This window comes from uncultured Roseovarius sp., assembly GCF_963972555.1.
GTDB classification, from domain to species: domain Bacteria; phylum Pseudomonadota; class Alphaproteobacteria; order Rhodobacterales; family Rhodobacteraceae; genus Roseovarius; species Roseovarius mucosus.
In genome coordinates this window covers 1-16837 of the sequence record NZ_CAXAUM010000018.1, presented here as the reverse complement: position 1 = coordinate 16837, position 16837 = coordinate 1, and the positions used below count along the sequence as shown (strand labels likewise).

The window sequence follows — 16837 nt, the reverse complement described above, 5'->3', positions numbered from 1 at the left end:
CACGCGACGCCGAGGGAAGCCATATGCAGCTACAGGTTTTGTTATGCAGGGTCTCTGCGGCGTGAGTTGGCCGGGAATAAGGTAAGATTGCGGCGGCCTTTTCCTAGGGTTGTATCAGAGCCGGGAATGGCGGAGTTCCAAGCTCAGGTGGTTCCACCCTGCTGCGCGACGATAGTCGATCCGGTCGGCAAGATCGCGAATCAGGAACCAGCCAAATCCGCCCTCGGGCAAGGCGTCGCGCGCGACGTCATGCGCGGGCAGGGTGCCATCGGGGGGGCGTAGACCGGGCAGGGCCGTGCCGTGGTCGCTGAGCACACAGACAAGCCGGGCCTGGTCAAGCGCAAGGTCGAGGCGAATCTCGCCGGGGGCATCAGCCGGATAGGCATGTTCGACGATATTATTCAGCGCCTCGGCCAGTACGATTTCGACGGTGCCACGGTCCTCGTCCGTCAGGGCGCTGGCGTGCAGCCAGCTACGGATGCGCGCCAGAACGTCGCGCACCGCGAGATCCGATGCCGGGGTGCTGAGCGAGAGGCGCTGTGCTGCGGTCTCGGGGGTCACCGCGCGCGGCCTTTGACGGGGGGCAAGGGGTGCTCCATCTTGGCGCATTATCCTGTCGCGCGGGAATTGAGCCTGCGCAGATCGTCATGGATGGTGAAAACCGTGTCCATCCGCGTGAGGCGAAACACCTTGGCCACATCGGGGGTGAGGCAGGCCAGATCAAGCCGCCGGTCGCCGCCCATCTGTTTCATCGCGGCGACGATGGCGCCAAGACCGCTCGAGTCGACAAAGGTGACATTGCCCAGATCAAGCACAACGGGCCCCGCCCCCGCGGCGGTGGCGGCGCGCATGGCGTCCTTGAAACGAATGGCGGCGGCGGCGTCGATCCGCGCCTCGGCCACGGTGATGATGGTCAGGTCAGGATGGTGAGTGGCGTGCAAGTTCATGGTGCCTCCGGCGCGATACGTAGTAATACAGGGCACGCTAGACCCAATTCCTTACCATTCGGTATGCAGGATCAGGATTTGCGAGGAGGCAAAGATGCATGATGTGGTGATCGCAGGGGCGGCGCGCACGCCCATGGGCGGATTTCAGGGGGATTTCGATGGGGTGCCCGCGGCGGAGCTGGGGGGCGCTGCGATTCGCGCCGCGCTGTTGGATGCCGGGGCCGAAACCGTCGACGAGGTCTTGATGGGCTGTGTGCTGCCTGCGGGGCAGGGGCAGGCCCCGGCGCGGCAGGCAGGATTTCTGGGGGGCTTGGGCGAAGAGGTGCCCGCCACCACGCTCAACAAGATGTGCGGGTCAGGGATGAAGGCCGCGATGATGGCGTTTGACCAGATCGCGCTGGGCCATGCGCAGGTGATGCTCGCGGGGGGAATGGAATCGATGTCGGGTGCGCCCTATCTCTTGCCCAAGATGCGGGGGGGCGCGCGGCTGGGTCATGCGCAGGTGGTCGATCACATGTTTCTCGACGGGCTCGAGGATGCTTATGACAAGGGGCGTCTGATGGGCACCTTTGCCGAGGATTGCGCCGAGGCGTTTCAATTCACCCGCGAGGCGCAGGATGCTTATGCGCTGGCCTCGTTGCAGGGCGCGCTTGACGCCCAAGCCTCGGGGGCGTTCGCGCGCGAGATTACGCCGGTCACGGTGCGGGGGCGCAAGGGCGAGGTGGTCATTTCCGCAGACGAGCAACCGGCCAAGGCGCGGCCTGAAAAGATCCCGACGCTGAAGCCGGCGTTTCGCGCCGAGGGCACTGTGACGGCGGCCAATTCCAGCTCGATCAGCGATGGGGCGGCGGCGTTGGTGCTGGCCTCGCGCGGCGCGGCAGAGGCGCAGGGCTTGCGCATCCGCGCGCGGATCATGGGGCATGCCAGCCATGCACAGGCGCCGGGCCTCTTTACCACTGCGCCTGTGCCTGCGGCACGCAAGCTCTTGGACCGTCTGGGTTGGGACGTGAACGATGTCGATCTGTGGGAGGTGAACGAAGCCTTCGCCGTGGTGCCCATGGCCTTCATGCACGAGATGGGCGTGGCGCGCGAGCGGCTCAACGTCAATGGCGGTGCCTGCGCGCTGGGTCATCCGATTGGCGCCTCTGGCGCGCGGATCATGGTGACGTTGCTCAATGCGCTTGAGACGCGCGGGCTGCGGCGTGGCGTGGCCGCCATCTGCATCGGCGGCGGAGAGGGCACGGCGATTGCGATTGAACGGATGTGATCCGCTTCACGCCGCTTCGAGATCGCGCCGCATCGTGGCCATGCCCCGGCGGCGCGACAGTTCCTCGTATCCTGCCTTGCGGTAGAGATTGAGGGCCGGCGCGTTGTCGAGTTCGACCTTGAGCGTCATCGTCAGCGCGTTGAGCTGACGCGCGGCATCCTCGGCCATGGACAAGAGCACCTCGCCGGTGCCACCACGCATGCTTTCTTCGACAAAGACATAGGTGAGGTGGCGCACCTCGGGGCCGATGCCAACGCGCAGCGCGAAAAAGCCGACGTCGCGCCCGTCCTCATCCCGCAGATAGAAGGTCTCGTCTTCGAGATCGCCCACCCATTTCAGCGCCCATTCGCGCGCGTCAAAGGGATGGCTGGCCTGCGGATTGATAAGCGCGAGATCGTCCTTGTCGGTCAAAAGGCGCGCCAGCGGTTCCAGATCACGGGTCACGTTTCGGTGCAGACTCAGCCGGGGCATATGTCGTTTTCCTTATAGTCTATGTCGGATTCGCATTCGGGGCGCGTCTCTGCCATGGTCGGGCAGAGGATGCAACCCGATGGCGGCACGCAGCCTCTGGCCTTGGCGTGCGGGGCGTGGCATATGGCTGCCATGCGGATCGACTATGACCATATCGCCCGAACCATTGCCGCGCTCACCGAAGGGGAGAGCGACGCCGTTGCGCTGATGGCCACGGTGGTGTGCGAGGTGCATCACGCCGATGACCGGTTCGACTGGACCGGGTTTTACCGTGTCACGGCGCCAGAAATGCTCAAGATCGGGCCCTATCAGGGCGGGCATGGATGCCTGAGCATCCCGTTTTCACGCGGGGTGTGCGGGGCGGCGGCGCGCACGGGCGTGGTGCAACTGGTGCCGGATGTCGATGCCTTTGCAGGGCATATCGCCTGCGCGAGTTCCACGCGCTCGGAGATTGTCCTTCCGGTGCGTGACGGTGCGGGCCGACTGATCGCGGTTTTCGATATCGACAGCGATCAACCGGATGCCTTTACGCAAGAGGATGCGGCGCGTCTGGAAGAGATTCTGGCGGCTGTGTTCGGGCGGATTTGAGGCGCGTTACCTGCGCGTCAAACACCCGCCCTCAGCGCCCCTTCCATACCGGATCGCGTTTTTCGGCAAAGGCGCGCGCGCCCTCTTTCTGATCCTCTGAGGCATAGAGGATATCCACCGTCTCGAACTGTCGCCGGGTGATGCGGTTCATTGCATCCTGAAAGCGCATCGCCTCGGCTTCGCGCACGATTTCCTTGATCGCGGCATAGACAAGCGGCGGGCCATCGGCGATGGTCTGGGCCATGGCGCGGGCCTCGGCCATCAAGCGGTCTGCGGGGTGGATGTGGTTGATGAGGCCCCAATTCGCGGCCTCTTTTGCATCGAACCAGCGGCCCGTGATCAAAAGCTCCATGGCGATGTGGTAGGGGATGCGCTTGGGCAGCTTGAGGCTGGCGGCATCGGCCACGGTGCCCGAGCGGATTTCGGGCAGGGCAAAGGTGGCATGTTCGGCGGCCAGAATGATGTCTGCCGACAGCGCCAGTTCCAGCCCGCCGCCGCAGGCAATGCCGTTGATGGCGGCAATCACCGGCTTGTTCAGCCCGCGCAGTTCCTGCAGCCCGCCAAAGCCGCCGACGCCGTAATCGCTATCGGGCGCCTCGCCTTCGGCGGCGGATTTGAGATCCCAGCCGGGGCAAAAGAATTTTTCGCCTGCGCCGGTCAGGATCGCCACGCGCAGGGCGGGATCGTCGCGAAAGTCGCGGAATACCTCGCCCATGATGCGGCTGGTGGCGGCGTCGATGGCATTGGCGCGGGGGCGGTCCAGTGTCACCTCGAGCACGGCACCATTGCGTTCGATGCGAATGGGGGTGTCGGTCATGGTCTCTCTCCCTTGGTGATGAGCGCGTCCACCGCGACCGCGTCCGACGCGGTGCAGAGGAGCGGGTTGATTTCCACCTCTTCGAGGCAGGCGGCATGGGTGATGACATAGGCCTGCACGGCCATGACGGCCCGTATGATTGCCGATCTGTCCGTGGCGGGTTGACCGCGATAGCCGTTAAGGAGCGGTGCAAGGCGGAGCCGGTCGAGCGCGGCGTCGATCTCGGGTTCTGTCACGGGTAAGAGGAGCGAGACGGTATCGCGCAGGATCTCGGTGAGGATACCGCCCGCGCCCAGCGTCAGCACGAACCCATGCGCCGGGTCGCGCAGCACGCCGATCAAGAGTTCGGCGACGGGGGCCGCAATCATCTCTTCGATCAGCCAGCTTTTACAAGGCATGGCAATCGCCTTGGCTAGCGCCTCGGGGATCTCCCCGACCTCGCGGAGAAAGAGCACGCCGCCGGCTTCGGTCTTGTGCGCCAGCCCTTCGGCCTTGATGACCAGCGGGAGGGGCATGGCGGTGAGGATTTCCGAGAGTTCGGCGGCAGAGGTGGCGCGGCGGGCTTGCGGGATGCGCAAACCGTGGGCGGCGAGCGCGACCTTGGCCTCGGCCTCGGTCAGGGTGTGGGGCTGCGTGGGGGGTCCAGGCAAAAGCAGGGGGGCCGGCGTGGCGCGCGCCTGTCCCAGCCACGCGGCATGGGCGATGGCGGTGAGGCCGTCATCCAGCCCCAAGAGTGGGATCAAACCGCTTGCGATGGCGCGCTCGGCCATAGCCTCGGACAGGCAATCGGGCAGGGTCGCGATGAGCGCGAGCGGTTTGCCCACTCTGTGCCGCGCCTCTGCGCCCGCCTCGAATATGCAATCCCAGGCGGCGGGATCGCATCGGTCGGGGCGCGGAAAATCAGCGATCATCACACCGATGTCGGCGGGGCCCTCCAGCGCGGCAGCAAAGGTGGCGGTCATGGCGGGCACGTCGCCCCAGATGAACGTGTGGTAGTCGAGCGGATTGGCGAGCGCCACCCGTGGCCCGAGCGCGGCGCGCAGGGCGCTGGCCTGAGAGGGGGTGAGCGGTGGCAGGGTAATGGCATGGTCAAGGGCGGTGTCGGCCATCAGGCTGGCCTCGCCGCCCGAGCACGAGATCGAAGCCACGGCATTGCCGGGCAGGGGGCCCGCGAAATGCAGGAGTTTCAGGGTTTCCAGCATCTGAGGCAAAGAGGTGACCTGCGCGATGCCGAGCCGCGCCAAGAGCGCCGCCGCCCCCGCGCCGCTGCCCGCGAGCGAGGCGGTGTGCGATTGCGTGGCGGCGCGGGCCTGATCGGAGCGCCCTGATTTCAGAGCGACGATGGGCTTGCCAGCCGTGCGTGCGGCCGCGGCCAATGCCTCGAAGGCGCGCAGACCCCCCACCCCTTCGATATGCAGGCCAAGGGCGGTGACGCGGGGATCGTCCAATAGCGCGCAGCCGAGGTCCGCAAGGCCAAGCTGGGCCTGATTGCCCGCTGTCATGAGGTAAGCAATCGGCAGACCGCGCGCCTGCATGCTGAGGTTGATCGCGATGTTCGAGCTTTGCGTGAGGATCGCCACACCGCTCGTGCAGCGTTGCCCGCCATGTTGATCGGGCCAGAGGAGCGCACCGTCGAGATAATTGACGAAACCATAGCAGTTCGGGCCGATGATGGGCATATCGCCCGCAGCCTCCAGAAGCCGCGCTTGCATGGCCGCGCCATCGCCCAGCTCTGCCTCGGCCTCGAGAAAGCCCGCGGCAAAGCAGACGGCCCCGCCTGCGCCCATCGCGCGCAGCTCTGCCACGGTGGTAATCGTGGTCTCGCGGTTGACGCCGACAAAGACCGCATCGGGGACGCCGGGCAAGGTCTCAAGCGAGGTATAGGCGCGGGTGCCGCCGATTTCGGGTTTGGTGGGATGCACCGGCCAGACCGGCCCGGCAAACCCCATGGCCGCGCATTGCCGGATGAGATTGGCGCACCAGGTGCCGCCGCCGATCACGGCGATGGAGGCGGGACGCAGCAGGCGGGAGAGGTCTTGGGTCATGTGCGGGCACTCTGGAAAGGCAAGGGGCGCTGCCCCTCTGGCCCTGCGGGCCATTCACCCCGAGGTATTTTGGGCCAGATGAAGGGTTTGGTTAACGTTTCTGCGGCAAGCTGGTGCGGCGGTACAGGCTGAGGAGCCGATGACCGCGCCAGGTGAAGCCCCCGGCTCTGATCGGGCTGGGGGTGCGCCTCATTCATCTGGCTTAAAATACCTCGGGGGGTCCGGGGGGCGGCGCCCCCCGCCGGTTCGACGCCGCAGGCGGCGATACCGTTCATGCGCCCAGGGGCCGCAGCATCTCGCGGCTGATGATGTGGCGTTGGATCTCGGACGTGCCGTCCCAGATGCGTTCGACCCGTGCATCGCGCCAGAAGCGTTCTATCGGCAGGTCATCCATCAGCCCCATGCCGCCGTGGATTTGCAGCGTGGCATCGGTGACGCGGGCCAGCATTTCGGAGGCGTAGAGCTTGGCGCTGGCGATTTCGCGGTTGGCGGGCAGGCCCTGATCCAGCCGCCAGGCGGCGTTGAGGGTCAAAAGGTCGGCGGCGTCGATTTCGGTGATCATGTCGGCCAGTTGAAAGCTGACGCCCTGAAACTTGCCAATCGCCTGCCCGAATTGTTCCCGCTCTGCCGCGTAACTGAGCGCGTGGTCGAAGCAGCGGCGGGCGCGGCCCACGGCCATGGTGGCCACGGTGATCCGCGTGGCGTAGAGCCATTCGTTCATCACCGCGAAACCGCCATCGACCTCGCCCAGCACCTGCGCATCCGGCAGGCGGCAATCGTCGAATTCGAGCACCATGTTCTTGTAGCCGCGGTGACTGACGGATTTGTAGCCATCCCGGATGGTGAACCCCGGCGTGCCGCGATCCACGAGGAAGGTGGTGATCCGCTTTTTCGGGCCCTTGTCGGTCTGATCCTCGCCGGTGGCGACAAAGACGATGACGAAATCGGCGTGATCGGCACCTGAGATGAAATGTTTGGTGCCGTTCAGCACCCAATCGCCACCATCCCGCCGCGCCGCGCATTTCATGCCGCGCACATCCGATCCAGCGCCCGGTTCGGTCATGGCGAGCGCATCCATTCGCTCGCCGCGCACTGCGGGGTGCAGGTAGCGCTCGATCTGTTCGCCCTTGCAGGCCATCAGGATATTCTGGGGCCGCCCAAAGAAATGCGTGAGCGCCATGGAGCCGCGCCCCAATTCGCGCTCGACAAGGGCGAATTCGAGATGGTTCAGCCCTGCGCCGCCGACGGATTCAGGAAAGTTGCAGGCGTAAAAGCCAAGGTCGATGGTTTTCTGCTTGATGGCTTGGGCCACGTCGGGCGGCACCTCGCCAGTGCGTTCGACGAGGGCTTCATGTGGGTAGATCTCGTTCTCGACAAAGCTGCGCACCGTGGAGACGATCATCTCTTGTTCGTCGGTCAGTCCGAAGTGCATCTCAGGCCTCCTTGTGCAGTTTGGCAAGCGCCTCGATCCGCGTCAGCACATCGGCGCGTGGATCGCAGGATTTGCGGGAGGTGAGGTCGACATGCAGCATGAACTGGTCGGAGGTGGCCAGAAGCGCGCCGTCGCTCTCGCGTTTCATTTCGTGAAAGCAGCGGAGTTTCTTGCCTTCGCCTTGGGTCACGCGTGTTTCCACGCGGACATATTCGCCAGCATGGGCTTCGGCCAGAAAGCTGATGGTGTTTTCGACCGTGAAATAGCTGAGACCGCCCGCGATATAGTCGGCATCGGCCCCGACATGGGTCATCACCGCGTCGGCGGCATCGCTGAAAAGCTGGCCAAAGCGCCCCTCGTTCATGTGGCCGTTGTAATCGGTCCAGTCGGCGGGGATCACCCGGCGGGCGCTCGTGATGGGCGGACCGTCGGTGAGGGTGGTCTTGATCGTTTGTTGATGCGCGTTGATCAGCCGTCCCGCCGCATTGCCCTGTTGGCGCAGGGCGCGCAGCATGGCGACAAGGTTGTTGTCGCGCTTGCGTTCGAGTTCGCGAATGCTGAGGTGGCCGGATTGCGCGTCGGATTGATCGGCGATCATCTGGGCCAGCTCTTCGGTCAGTTCCGGCACGTCCATCAGTTTGGTCCAGGGCCAGGAGAGGCAGGGGCCGAACTGGTCGATGAAATGTTTCATGCCTGCTTCGCCGCCCGCGATGCGGTAGGTTTCAAACAGGCCCATCTGCCCCCACCGCAGGCCAAAGCCGTAGCGGATGGCGTTGTCGATTTCCTCGGTCGTGGCGATGCCATCCTTGATGAGCCAGAGCGCCTCGCGCCAGACGGCCTCGAGAAAGCGATCCGCGATATGGGCGTCGATTTCCTTTTGCACATGCAAGGGGAAATGGCCAAGCGAGGTGAGAATGTCCTTGGCGCGGGCGATGAGGGCGGGGGTATTTTTCTCTGTCGTGACCAGTTCGATCAGCGGCAAGAGATAGACCGGGTTGAACGGATGCGTCACCACGATCTGTTCGGGCCGTGTGGCGCAGCCCTGCAACTCCGAAGGCTTGAAGCCCGAGGTGGAGGAGCCGATGATCGCGGCCGGGTCGCAATGTTCCTGAAGGGTCTGAAAGACCTTGCGCTTGAGTTCGAGGCGTTCGGGCACGCTTTCCTGGATCCAGTCCGCGCCCTTGACGGTTTCGGACATGGTGGGATGAAAGCTGAGCTTGCCCTCTGGGGGGAGGGCCACGTCGTAGAGCATGGGCAGGGCGTGGCGGGCGTTATCCAAGACTGCGCCGATCTTGCGCGCGGCCTCGGGATCGGGGTCGAACACCCGCACATCCCAGCCGTTGAGAAGAAAGCGTGCGGCCCAGCCGCCGCCGATCACACCGCCGCCGATGATTGCTGCTGTTTTCGTCATCACACCATGCTCTCCGTATGTCCGTCCACGGCCAGAATCTGGCCCGTTACCTTGCTTGCGGCGGGGGAGGCGAGGAAAAGCGCCATATCCGCCAGATCATCCGCCGTGACCCATGTGCGCAGGCTGGTGCCGCGCGCGTAAAGGTTGCGCACCTCATCCTCGGTCCGGCCCGAGGCGCGGGCCTCCATTTCCACGACACGCTCCATCCGGGGGCCTTCGACCGCGCCGGGGGCAATTGCGTTGACGCGCACGCCTGCGGGGCCAAGTTCCATCGCCAGTGTCTTGGTCAGCCCAACCAGCCCCCATTTTGCGGCCACATAGGGCGTGCGGTAGGGCACGCCGTGGAGGCCGGAGGTGGAGGTGGTGATCAGGATCAGCCCAGATCCTTGCGCCCGCATTACCCGCGCCGCCCAGCGACAGGCGAGGAAGGCACCAAAGAGGTTGACGCCGACGCAGCCCTGCCACGCGGCGTAGTCCAGTTCCTCGATCCGGCCTGCGGGGCCGCCGGTGCCGGCATTGGCGCAGAGAACGTCGGCCCCGCCCCATGCGGCCTCGACATCGCCCAGAAAGGCGGTCATCTGCGCCTCGTCGGTCACATCGGCCTGATGCGCGATCATGGCGGGGTGGTCGGCCTGCATCCGCGCCACCGCCGCGCCATCGGCATCGCAAATCGCCACCCGGTCGTCGCGCGCGGCAAAGCGTTCGGCCAAGCGCCGCCCGATCCCCGACGCGCCGCCGGTGATCACGATGCGTTGGCTCATCCGCGCGGCGCCCGTTTGGTGAGGCGCAGTTTCTGGCGGACTTCGGCGGGGGTCATGAGGCGCGCGCCCAAGCCCTCGATGATGCCTTTCGCCTTTTCCACGAGTTGCGCATTGGTGGCCAGAACGCCACGGTCGAGCATGAGATTATCCTCGAGCCCCACGCGCACATGCCCGCCTGCCAGCACCGAGGCGGCGACATAGGGCATCTGGTGGCGACCCAGTGAAAAGGCGGAAAAGGTCCAGTTTTCCGGTACGTTGTTGACCATCGCCATGAAGGTGTTGAGATCGTCGGGCGCCCCCCACGGCACGCCCATGCACAGTTGCACCAGCGCGTCCGGTTCCAGAATGCCATCCTTGACCAGTTGCTTGGCGTACCAGAGGTGGCCGGTGTCAAACGCTTCAATCTCGGGTTTTACTCCCAATTCGGTCATCATCCGACCCATGGCCTGCAACATGCCGGGGGTATTGGTCATCACGTAATCGGCTTCGGCGAAATTCATCGTGCCGCAGTCGAGCGTGCAGATTTCGGGCAGACATTCGGCAACATGGGCCACACGCTCGGTCGCCCCTGCCATATCGGTGCCCTTGGGCGAGAGGGGCAGGGGGGATTCGACATCGCCAAAGATCATGTCGCCGCCCATGCCCGCCGTCAGGTTGAGCACAACATCGGTGTCGCTGTCGCGGATGCGGTCGGTCAACTCGCGAAAGAGCCTGGGATCGCGCGACGGCGCGCCGGTTTCGGGGTCGCGCACATGGCAATGCACGATTGCCGCTCCGGCCTTGGCGGCGGCAATCGCGCTCTCGGCGATCTCTTTGGGGGAGCGGGGGACATGCGGGCTTTTGTCCTGCGTGGCCCCCGATCCGGTAACGGCACAGGTGATGAAAACCTCGCGGTTCATGGTGAGCGGCATGGCATCCTCCGGTTTTGGTGTTGGCCCGAGCCTAGCGCGCTGGCGGACCGATTGAGTGTGCGGTATAAGACAATAATCATGCCGGAATGGACAAAATCATCAGGCGCCCCTGTGTGCATCGCGCTCCTGCTCTTTGACAGGTTCTCGAACCTGTGCCTTGCCAATTGTCTGGAGCCGTTACGCGCCGCCAATACGCTGGGGCCGCGGCGCGGGTTCGACTGGCAGATTCTCACGCTGGATGGGGGGCCTGCACGCTCGTCCAGCGGGATCGAGGTTCTGGCGCATGGCGGGCTGGGGGCGCTGACCCTGTGCGATTACCTCTTCGTGCTGGCGAGTTACGATCACGACCGGCACGACAGCGCCGCCACGCGGCGCGCGTTGCAAGGTGCGGCGCGGCGGGCGGGGGTGACGGTGGGGCTGGATGCCGGTCCATGGCTGCTGGCCTCTGCGGGGCTATTGGACGGGCGGCGGGCGACGGTGCATTGGGACCTGCTCGATGCCTTTACCGAGCGATTTCTGGCGGTCACACCGGAACGCGCGCGGGTGCTGCGCGACGGGGCGCGGATGACCTGTGCCGGGGCGATGTCGGCGCTTGATCTCACGCTGGGGCTGATCAGCGATCATCTGGGGATGGCGGTGCGGCTGGATGTCGAGGCGCTGTTCTTGCATGGCGATCCGCCTGTGACCCCGGCGCGCGAGGATGCGGCGGTGGGCGATCCGCTCTTGCGTCGGGCGTTGGGGCTGATGCGGGACAATGTCGAACGGCCGCTGTCGCTGAGCGATCTGGCGCGGCGGCTGTCGTGCCAGCCGCGCACGCTGGATCGGCGGTTTCGGGCGGGCCTTGGCGCACCGCCGGGGGCTGTCTATCGCCATCTGCGATTGGCAGCCGCGCGCAAACTGGTCGAGAATACGCGGCTGGGCATGGCGGAGATTGCGCTGCGGTCGGGTTATGAGTCGCCTGCGGCCCTGACCCGTGCACTGCGTCGGCAGTATGGCACCACGCCGCGCGCCTTGCGGCGCGGCTAAGGGGTTTCAGTCCTTCATGTGTTTCTCGCGTTTGGCGCGATACTCGGCAATCTGCGCCTCGAGCCGGTCGGCATAGGCGGCACGGTCGGCATCGGACATGGCGGCAAGATGCGTCAAGAGCACCTCTTGGCCCATCTCGAACCGTGCGGCAAAGCCGTCGCGTTGCGCGCGCATCTGTGCGGCCACGCGGTCCGCGTCAAAAGGCACGGCGCGCAGGTCGATGACGAGCGCGTCGAAACTTTCCCCGATACCGGGGGCCGTGTCAGCGCGCGCGCGCCACTTTTCGCGCATGGCGCGGCCAATCTCGCGGCGGTCCGCGTCCGAGAGTGCGCGGGTGAGAGGCCCCCCCGCCATGTCTAGCCGCGAGGGGTGATGCCCTGCGTGATCGCCGCCATGGCGCAGCGCCCAGCCCGCCGCCAGCCCCGCCACCGCGAGGTTGAGGGCCAGAGAGGCCACCAGTAGCGCCCGCACCCAAGGTTTGGGTCGGCTCATGCTCTGCTGCTCTGCCATCAGAAATCCCCTGCCAGTTCAAACACCGCTTCGGGTGTGATATCGACCAGATAGGCCGCCTCGGTGCCACCTGACACGCCCTCGGGCAGCGCGGTGCCGATCCAGACACCCGCCACAATGGCCGTGGTCAGCCCCGCCATCGCGGGCCAGCCGCCCAAGAGGCGGTAGAGTTGCTCCAAAAGACCGGCGCGCGGCGCCTCTGCGGCGGGCTGTGCGCGGCGGGTGATCCAGACCTGTTCGGCCTCGGCATCGCCAAGGACGCGCGCCAGCAAGTCCGGTGAGGGCGCGGGCGGATGGGCGCGGGCGGCGTCGAAGAACGCGCCAAGCCCGCCAAGATCCTGATCCTTATCGCTCATCGGCATATCCCAACTCCTCTTGTCGCCCCGCCAGAAGCGCGCTGAGCGCGCGCTTGCCGCGTGAGGTCAGACTTTCGACCGCCTCGACGGTCACGTCCATGATGTCGGCGATTTCGGGGTTCGCCAACCCTTTGATATGGCGCAGAACCACCGCTTGCCGCTGCCGTTCGGGCAGCTGATTCAGCGCGGATTGCAGCGCGTCGGCGCGGGCGCGGTCGTGCATCCGGTCTGCGGCGCTGGCCTGCCCATCCGCAGGCTCGGGGATGGCGTCAAGCGGCACGGAGCCGCCGCGCGCGCGCCTGCGCCGGTCGATGCAGAGATTGGCCACCACGCGGTAAAGCCAGGTGCTGACCTTGGCCTCACCCGCGCGCCAGACGGGGGCCTGGCGCCAGAGCCGCAAGAGCGCCTCTTGGGCCACATCCTCGGCCTCGGTGCGGTTGCCCAAGAGGCGGTAGGCATGTGCCATCACGCGCGGTGTAAGGCGCAGCGTGAGGATGCGTGCCGCCACGGCATCGCCATCGGCGAAACGCGCCAGAAGCGCGTCGTCAGGCAGATCTTCCGTGGCGTCGAATGGCATGCGCATTGCCTTCTAGGGTATCCTTCAGACTGGCCCCTGACCAGAGGCCCGGCGCGGGGTGTTCCCCGCGCCGCCCGATGTCACTCGCTTGCCTTCTTGTCCTTCATCATGCCGTGGTGCTGGCCATGGTTGCCGCGCATTTCCGTGAATTCCTCTTTGGAAATCGCGCCATCGGCATCCGCATCCATCATTTCGAACATCTTGCCCTTGTTGCGGGCCTTCATTTCGTCGGGGCTGAGCTTGCCATCCTTGTTCGCGTCATGCCGCTCGATCATGTGATCGGCATAGGCGGCCATGCGTTCGGCCTGACGTTCCGTCATGCGCGCGATCAATTCGTCCTTGGAGAGCGCGCCATCGCCATCGGTGTCGGCCCCTTCGAACCGCGCCTGCATATGGGCGCTCATTTCTTCGGGCGTGATCTTGCCATCGGCATCGGCGTCCAGCTCTTCAAAGCTGTGGTGCATGCCCATGCCTTTGCCCATCTTGCCCATATGGCTGTCGGCCTGTGCCACGCTCAGCCCGCCGGCCAGAATTGCGGTTGTCAGGCCCAGCATCAGAACGGTCTTGTTCATCGTCTCGATCTCCTTCGGGGTTTGATCTGATCTCGTGAAACCCCACTCATCCGGGCGTTTCCAAGGTCTCTAACGCGGGCGTCGGGCCGTTCCGTCGCGGGTGCCAGAATTATTTGCAGGCAGGAGTCCGTCTTTGCGACATCGCGCCGCAAGGACGGTCTGTCACCTTTCCTCTATCTGCCCTTTGCGCCATGTTTGCGCAAACGCTTAGCGAGGCCCTTATGCGCGATACGACTATAGTTCCCACTGAACGTGACCTCTGGCCCGCGCTGCGCCGGGGATTCGCGCGCAAATGTCCGAATTGCGGCAGTGGTCCGCTTCTGAGCAGCTATCTCAAGCTGCGCGATACCTGCCCGGTCTGCCGCGAAGACCTGAGCCATGCGCGTGCCGACGACGGCCCGGCCTATCTGACGATTCTGATCGTTGGGCATCTGATGGCACCGCTTCTGCATATTGCGTTTGTGCAGTTTCGGCCCGAGCCTTTGGTGCTCTTCACGATATTTGCTATTGGCACTATCGCGCTGTCGCTCTACCTTTTGCCCCGGTTGAAGGGGGCCATTGTGGCCTTTCAATGGGCGCGGCTGATGCATGGGTTCAAAGAGAGCCACTAGCCCCGTCACAAAGGGGCAAGCATGACCGTGATAGACAAGACCGCCATTCGCGACGCCGCGACCGTGATCGTATTGCGCGACCCTGAGCGCCCGCATGTCCTGATGGGGCAGCGTGGGGCTGAAGCGGCCTTCATGCCCAATAAATTCGTCTTTCCCGGTGGGGCGGTGGATGCGGGCGACGCGGATATTCCGCTGGCGCGCTCCCTGCCGCCTCTGTGTGCTGCGCGCCTGACCGAGGATTGCGACCGCGATTTGAGCCATGCGCTTGCCGCAGCAGCCATCCGGGAGCTGTGGGAGGAAACCGGGCTGGCGTTGGGCATGCCCGGTGCCTGGCCGGGGGCGGTTCCCGACGATTGGGCGGGTTTTGCCGCGCGCGGCCTGGTGCCGGTGGCCGACCCGCTGCAATTCGTGTTTCGCGCCATCACCCCGCCGGGGCGTCCGCGCCGGTTCGATGCGCGGTTCTTTCTGGTGCATGCCGAGGCTTTGGCCGGTGATTCCGATGATTTTTCCGCCGCCTGCGAGGAATTGAGCCATTTGCAGTGGATCCCGCTGGAAGAGGCGCGCGGGTTTGACCTGCCGTTCATCACCGAGGTGGTGCTGGCCGAGGTCACAGCGCGGGCGCATGACCGCACTCCGCCCGCCTCGGTGCCTTTCTTTCGCAATGACGACGAAGAGAGCCTGTTTTTGCGGCTGAAGGGGGCGGCGGCTGGGTGAAAGGGAGCGCCGCCGCGCGATCGCTGGGCCGTCCCGCGGACCAGCGATTTTGAGAGGTAGCGCCTCACGGTGAGGTCATACGGACTTGGCTGGCATAAAGTGGCAGTCATTTCCGTTGCGTCGCTAGTCCCCGGCCCAACGACCGCGCGGCCCCCTACCTGAGCGCCACCACCGCAATCACCGAGAGGGTGATCAGCGCAATCCCCCACCCTTCGCGCCGGGTAATCCGCTCGCCAAAGAAGAGCACCGAGGCGAGCAGCGAAAAGATCACCTCGACCTGTCCCACTGCGAACACCATCGCCGCGTTTTGAAGCGTGAAGGCGGTAAACCAGCACAGGCTGCCCGCCATGCCGGTCAAGCCCATCCAGACCGCCGTGCGCCGGGCCGCGATGACACGCCCGACCTGTCCGGGTTCGCGCCACATCAGCCAGAGCGTGAGTGCGACGGCCTGCATCACCGTCACCATCATCAGCGAAAGACCGGCGCGCAGGAGCGGGTCCGCACTGGCGATCTCAAGAGTGGCGCCGCGATAGCCCACGGCAGAGACCGCGAAGAACGCCCCCGATGCCAGCCCGAGTGCCGCCGCGCGATTGCCAAAGCGCCGCCACCAGCGGCCTTCGAATCCCGGCGTTTCTGACAGGATCAGCACCCCGATCAGCCCCAGGACGATCGCACCAAGGCCCAGCCACGTGATCCGGTCGCCCAGAATGACGAGACCGACGAGGGCGGTCTGCACCACTTCGGTTTTCTTGAAGGTGATACCCACCGCGAAATTACGCTCGGAAAAGAGGGCGACCACGCACCATGTCGCGAGAATCTGCGCGAGCCCGCCCGCCACGGCATAGGCCCAGAAGAGCGGGGTGTAGCCCGGCCAAGTGGCACCGGTTGCAGCCAGATAGCCCAACGAGAGCGCCACAACGAAGGGTGCGGAGTAGAAGAACCGCGCCAGCGTTGCACCACCGGCGCTGAGCGCGCCCATGCTGAGATGCTTTTGCAACATGAAGCGCAGCGTTTGAAACGCTGCCGCCGCGATAGAGAGAAAGATCCAAGGCTCCATGCCGGTCACGCGCCGCGCGTGGGCGCGGGGAGCTTAGCCGCCAAACTGACCTTCATAGACCGGCTCAAGCGTCGGCGTATCAAAGAGTGAGGACACGCTGGTGCCGTTCCAGATGTTGAGGATGGCCTGAGCAAAGACGGGCGCCGTCGGAATGATGCGGATGTTGGGCGTGGCTTTGACCGCCTCGGTGGGCAGGATCGTGTCGGTGATGACCATGGATTTGAGGACTGATTTGGTGATCCGTTCGACCGCCGGGCCGGACATGACGCCGTGGGTGGTATAGGCATGCACCTCGCGCGCGCCATTTTCCAACAGCACCTCGGCGGCCTTGCACATGGTGCCGGCGGTGTCGCACATGTCATCGACGATGATGCAGATCTTGTCGGTCACATCGCCGATCACGGTCATTTCCGCCACTTCGCCCGCCTTTTCGCGGCGCTTGTCCACGATCGAGAGGGGGGCGGTGATGCGCTTGGCCAATTCGCGCGCCCGCGCCACACCGCCCACATCCGGCGAGACGATCATCACATCCTGCATCCGGCCCTTGAACTGGGTCATGATGTCCAGCGCAAAGATCGGCGAGGCATAGAGGTTATCCACGGGAATGTCGAAAAACCCCTGAATCTGGGCGGCGTGCAGATCCATGGTCAGCACCCGTTCGATCCCCGCCTCGACGATCATATTTGCCACCAGCTTGGCCGAAATGGGCGTGCGCGCCTTGGAGCGGCGATCCTGACGGGCATAGCCGAAATAGGGGATCACGG

20 protein-coding genes are annotated in these 16837 nt (G+C 65.2%); 5 read left to right on the top strand and 15 right to left on the bottom strand.

Going from position 1 to position 16837, the window contains the following annotated elements:
- Positions 1-114: 114 nt before the first annotated feature.
- On the bottom strand, positions 115-561 hold the full coding sequence (locus tag AACZ65_RS14990) for an ATP-binding protein (protein WP_245875173.1): 447 nt from the start codon (positions 559-561) through the stop codon (positions 115-117).
- A gap of 47 nt (positions 562-608) precedes the next feature.
- Positions 609-947: an STAS domain-containing protein gene (locus AACZ65_RS14985; RefSeq protein WP_339672173.1), complete on the bottom strand. Its 339-nt coding sequence runs from the start codon at positions 945-947 to the stop codon at positions 609-611.
- Positions 948-1041: 94 nt separating this feature from the next.
- Between AACZ65_RS14985 and AACZ65_RS14980 the strand changes: the two genes are divergently transcribed.
- Positions 1042-2214, top strand: coding sequence for an acetyl-CoA C-acyltransferase (locus AACZ65_RS14980; protein ID WP_339672171.1), 1173 nt, complete (start codon positions 1042-1044; stop codon positions 2212-2214).
- Positions 2215-2220: 6 nt separating this feature from the next.
- Here the strand turns inward: AACZ65_RS14980 and AACZ65_RS14975 are convergent, their stop codons facing one another.
- Entirely contained in the window at positions 2221-2685 is a 465-nt protein-coding gene (locus AACZ65_RS14975; protein WP_339672169.1) for a GNAT family N-acetyltransferase, read from the bottom strand.
- Between the two features lie 132 nt (positions 2686-2817).
- On the opposite strand from AACZ65_RS14975, the gene AACZ65_RS14970 reads away from it, so the two are divergent.
- Positions 2818-3273 (top strand): GAF domain-containing protein, encoded by a 456-nt coding sequence (locus tag AACZ65_RS14970; protein ID WP_339672276.1) that lies wholly within the window; start codon positions 2818-2820, stop codon positions 3271-3273.
- A 31-nt stretch (positions 3274-3304) separates the two neighbouring features.
- On the opposite strand, the gene AACZ65_RS14965 is transcribed toward AACZ65_RS14970, so the two are convergent.
- The 6 genes from AACZ65_RS14965 to AACZ65_RS14940 form a co-directional block, all read right to left on the bottom strand.
- Positions 3305-4090 carry a carnitinyl-CoA dehydratase gene (locus AACZ65_RS14965; RefSeq protein ID WP_339672167.1) on the bottom strand — a complete coding sequence of 262 codons (786 nt, stop codon included), beginning with the start codon at positions 4088-4090 and terminating at the stop codon, positions 3305-3307.
- Complete coding sequence (locus AACZ65_RS14960; RefSeq protein WP_339672165.1) at positions 4087-6135, bottom strand: acetate--CoA ligase family protein; 2049 nt, start codon at positions 6133-6135, stop codon at positions 4087-4089. Before AACZ65_RS14960 ends, AACZ65_RS14965 begins: the two co-directional genes overlap by 4 nt.
- A gap of 271 nt (positions 6136-6406) precedes the next feature.
- Positions 6407-7567 (bottom strand): acyl-CoA dehydrogenase family protein, encoded by a 1161-nt coding sequence (locus AACZ65_RS14955; protein WP_339672163.1) that lies wholly within the window; start codon positions 7565-7567, stop codon positions 6407-6409.
- A 1-nt stretch (position 7568) separates the two neighbouring features.
- The gene (locus tag AACZ65_RS14950; protein ID WP_339672161.1) at positions 7569-8978 is read right to left on the bottom strand and encodes a carnitine 3-dehydrogenase; all 1410 of its coding nucleotides are present in this window, start codon (positions 8976-8978) and stop codon (positions 7569-7571) included.
- Complete coding sequence (locus AACZ65_RS14945) at positions 8978-9739, bottom strand: SDR family oxidoreductase (protein WP_339672159.1); 762 nt, start codon at positions 9737-9739, stop codon at positions 8978-8980. Before AACZ65_RS14945 ends, AACZ65_RS14950 begins: the two co-directional genes overlap by 1 nt.
- Complete coding sequence (locus AACZ65_RS14940; protein WP_037273596.1) at positions 9736-10650, bottom strand: 3-keto-5-aminohexanoate cleavage protein; 915 nt, start codon at positions 10648-10650, stop codon at positions 9736-9738. Before AACZ65_RS14940 ends, AACZ65_RS14945 begins: the two co-directional genes overlap by 4 nt.
- Before the next feature lie 78 nt (positions 10651-10728).
- Here AACZ65_RS14940 and AACZ65_RS14935 point away from each other — a divergent pair, with 78 nt between their 5' ends.
- Positions 10729-11676, top strand: a complete 948-nt coding sequence (locus tag AACZ65_RS14935; RefSeq protein ID WP_339672155.1) for a GlxA family transcriptional regulator — start codon at positions 10729-10731, stop codon at positions 11674-11676.
- Between the two features lie 6 nt (positions 11677-11682).
- Here the strand turns inward: AACZ65_RS14935 and AACZ65_RS14930 are convergent, their stop codons facing one another.
- From AACZ65_RS14930 to AACZ65_RS14915, 4 genes are all read right to left on the bottom strand, one after another.
- On the bottom strand, positions 11683-12168 hold the full coding sequence (locus tag AACZ65_RS14930) for a periplasmic heavy metal sensor (protein ID WP_245875174.1): 486 nt from the start codon (positions 12166-12168) through the stop codon (positions 11683-11685).
- A 17-nt stretch (positions 12169-12185) separates the two neighbouring features.
- A complete protein-coding gene (locus AACZ65_RS14925) occupies positions 12186-12548 on the bottom strand; it encodes a hypothetical protein (RefSeq protein ID WP_339672153.1) in 363 nt (120 codons plus the stop codon).
- Positions 12532-13125 carry an RNA polymerase sigma factor gene (locus AACZ65_RS14920; RefSeq protein WP_339672151.1) on the bottom strand — a complete coding sequence of 198 codons (594 nt, stop codon included), beginning with the start codon at positions 13123-13125 and terminating at the stop codon, positions 12532-12534. The genes AACZ65_RS14925 and AACZ65_RS14920 overlap by 17 nt, the downstream gene beginning before the upstream one ends.
- Positions 13126-13199: 74 nt before the next feature.
- Positions 13200-13691, bottom strand: a complete 492-nt coding sequence (locus AACZ65_RS14915; RefSeq protein WP_339672149.1) for an EF-hand domain-containing protein — start codon at positions 13689-13691, stop codon at positions 13200-13202.
- A gap of 221 nt (positions 13692-13912) precedes the next feature.
- On the opposite strand from AACZ65_RS14915, the gene AACZ65_RS14910 reads away from it, so the two are divergent.
- Positions 13913-14302, top strand: coding sequence for a DUF983 domain-containing protein (locus AACZ65_RS14910; protein ID WP_297542996.1), 390 nt, complete (start codon positions 13913-13915; stop codon positions 14300-14302).
- Between the two features lie 21 nt (positions 14303-14323).
- Positions 14324-15016, top strand: a complete 693-nt coding sequence (locus tag AACZ65_RS14905) for an NUDIX hydrolase (RefSeq protein WP_339672147.1) — start codon at positions 14324-14326, stop codon at positions 15014-15016.
- Between the two features lie 154 nt (positions 15017-15170).
- Here the strand turns inward: AACZ65_RS14905 and AACZ65_RS14900 are convergent, their stop codons facing one another.
- Both AACZ65_RS14900 and AACZ65_RS14895 read right to left on the bottom strand, forming a co-directional pair.
- Positions 15171-16073 (bottom strand): EamA family transporter, encoded by a 903-nt coding sequence (locus tag AACZ65_RS14900; RefSeq protein WP_339672145.1) that lies wholly within the window; start codon positions 16071-16073, stop codon positions 15171-15173.
- Between the two features lie 33 nt (positions 16074-16106).
- Positions 16107-16837: ribose-phosphate pyrophosphokinase (locus AACZ65_RS14895; protein ID WP_339672143.1), on the bottom strand; the 731-nt coding region annotated here is incomplete at its 5' end.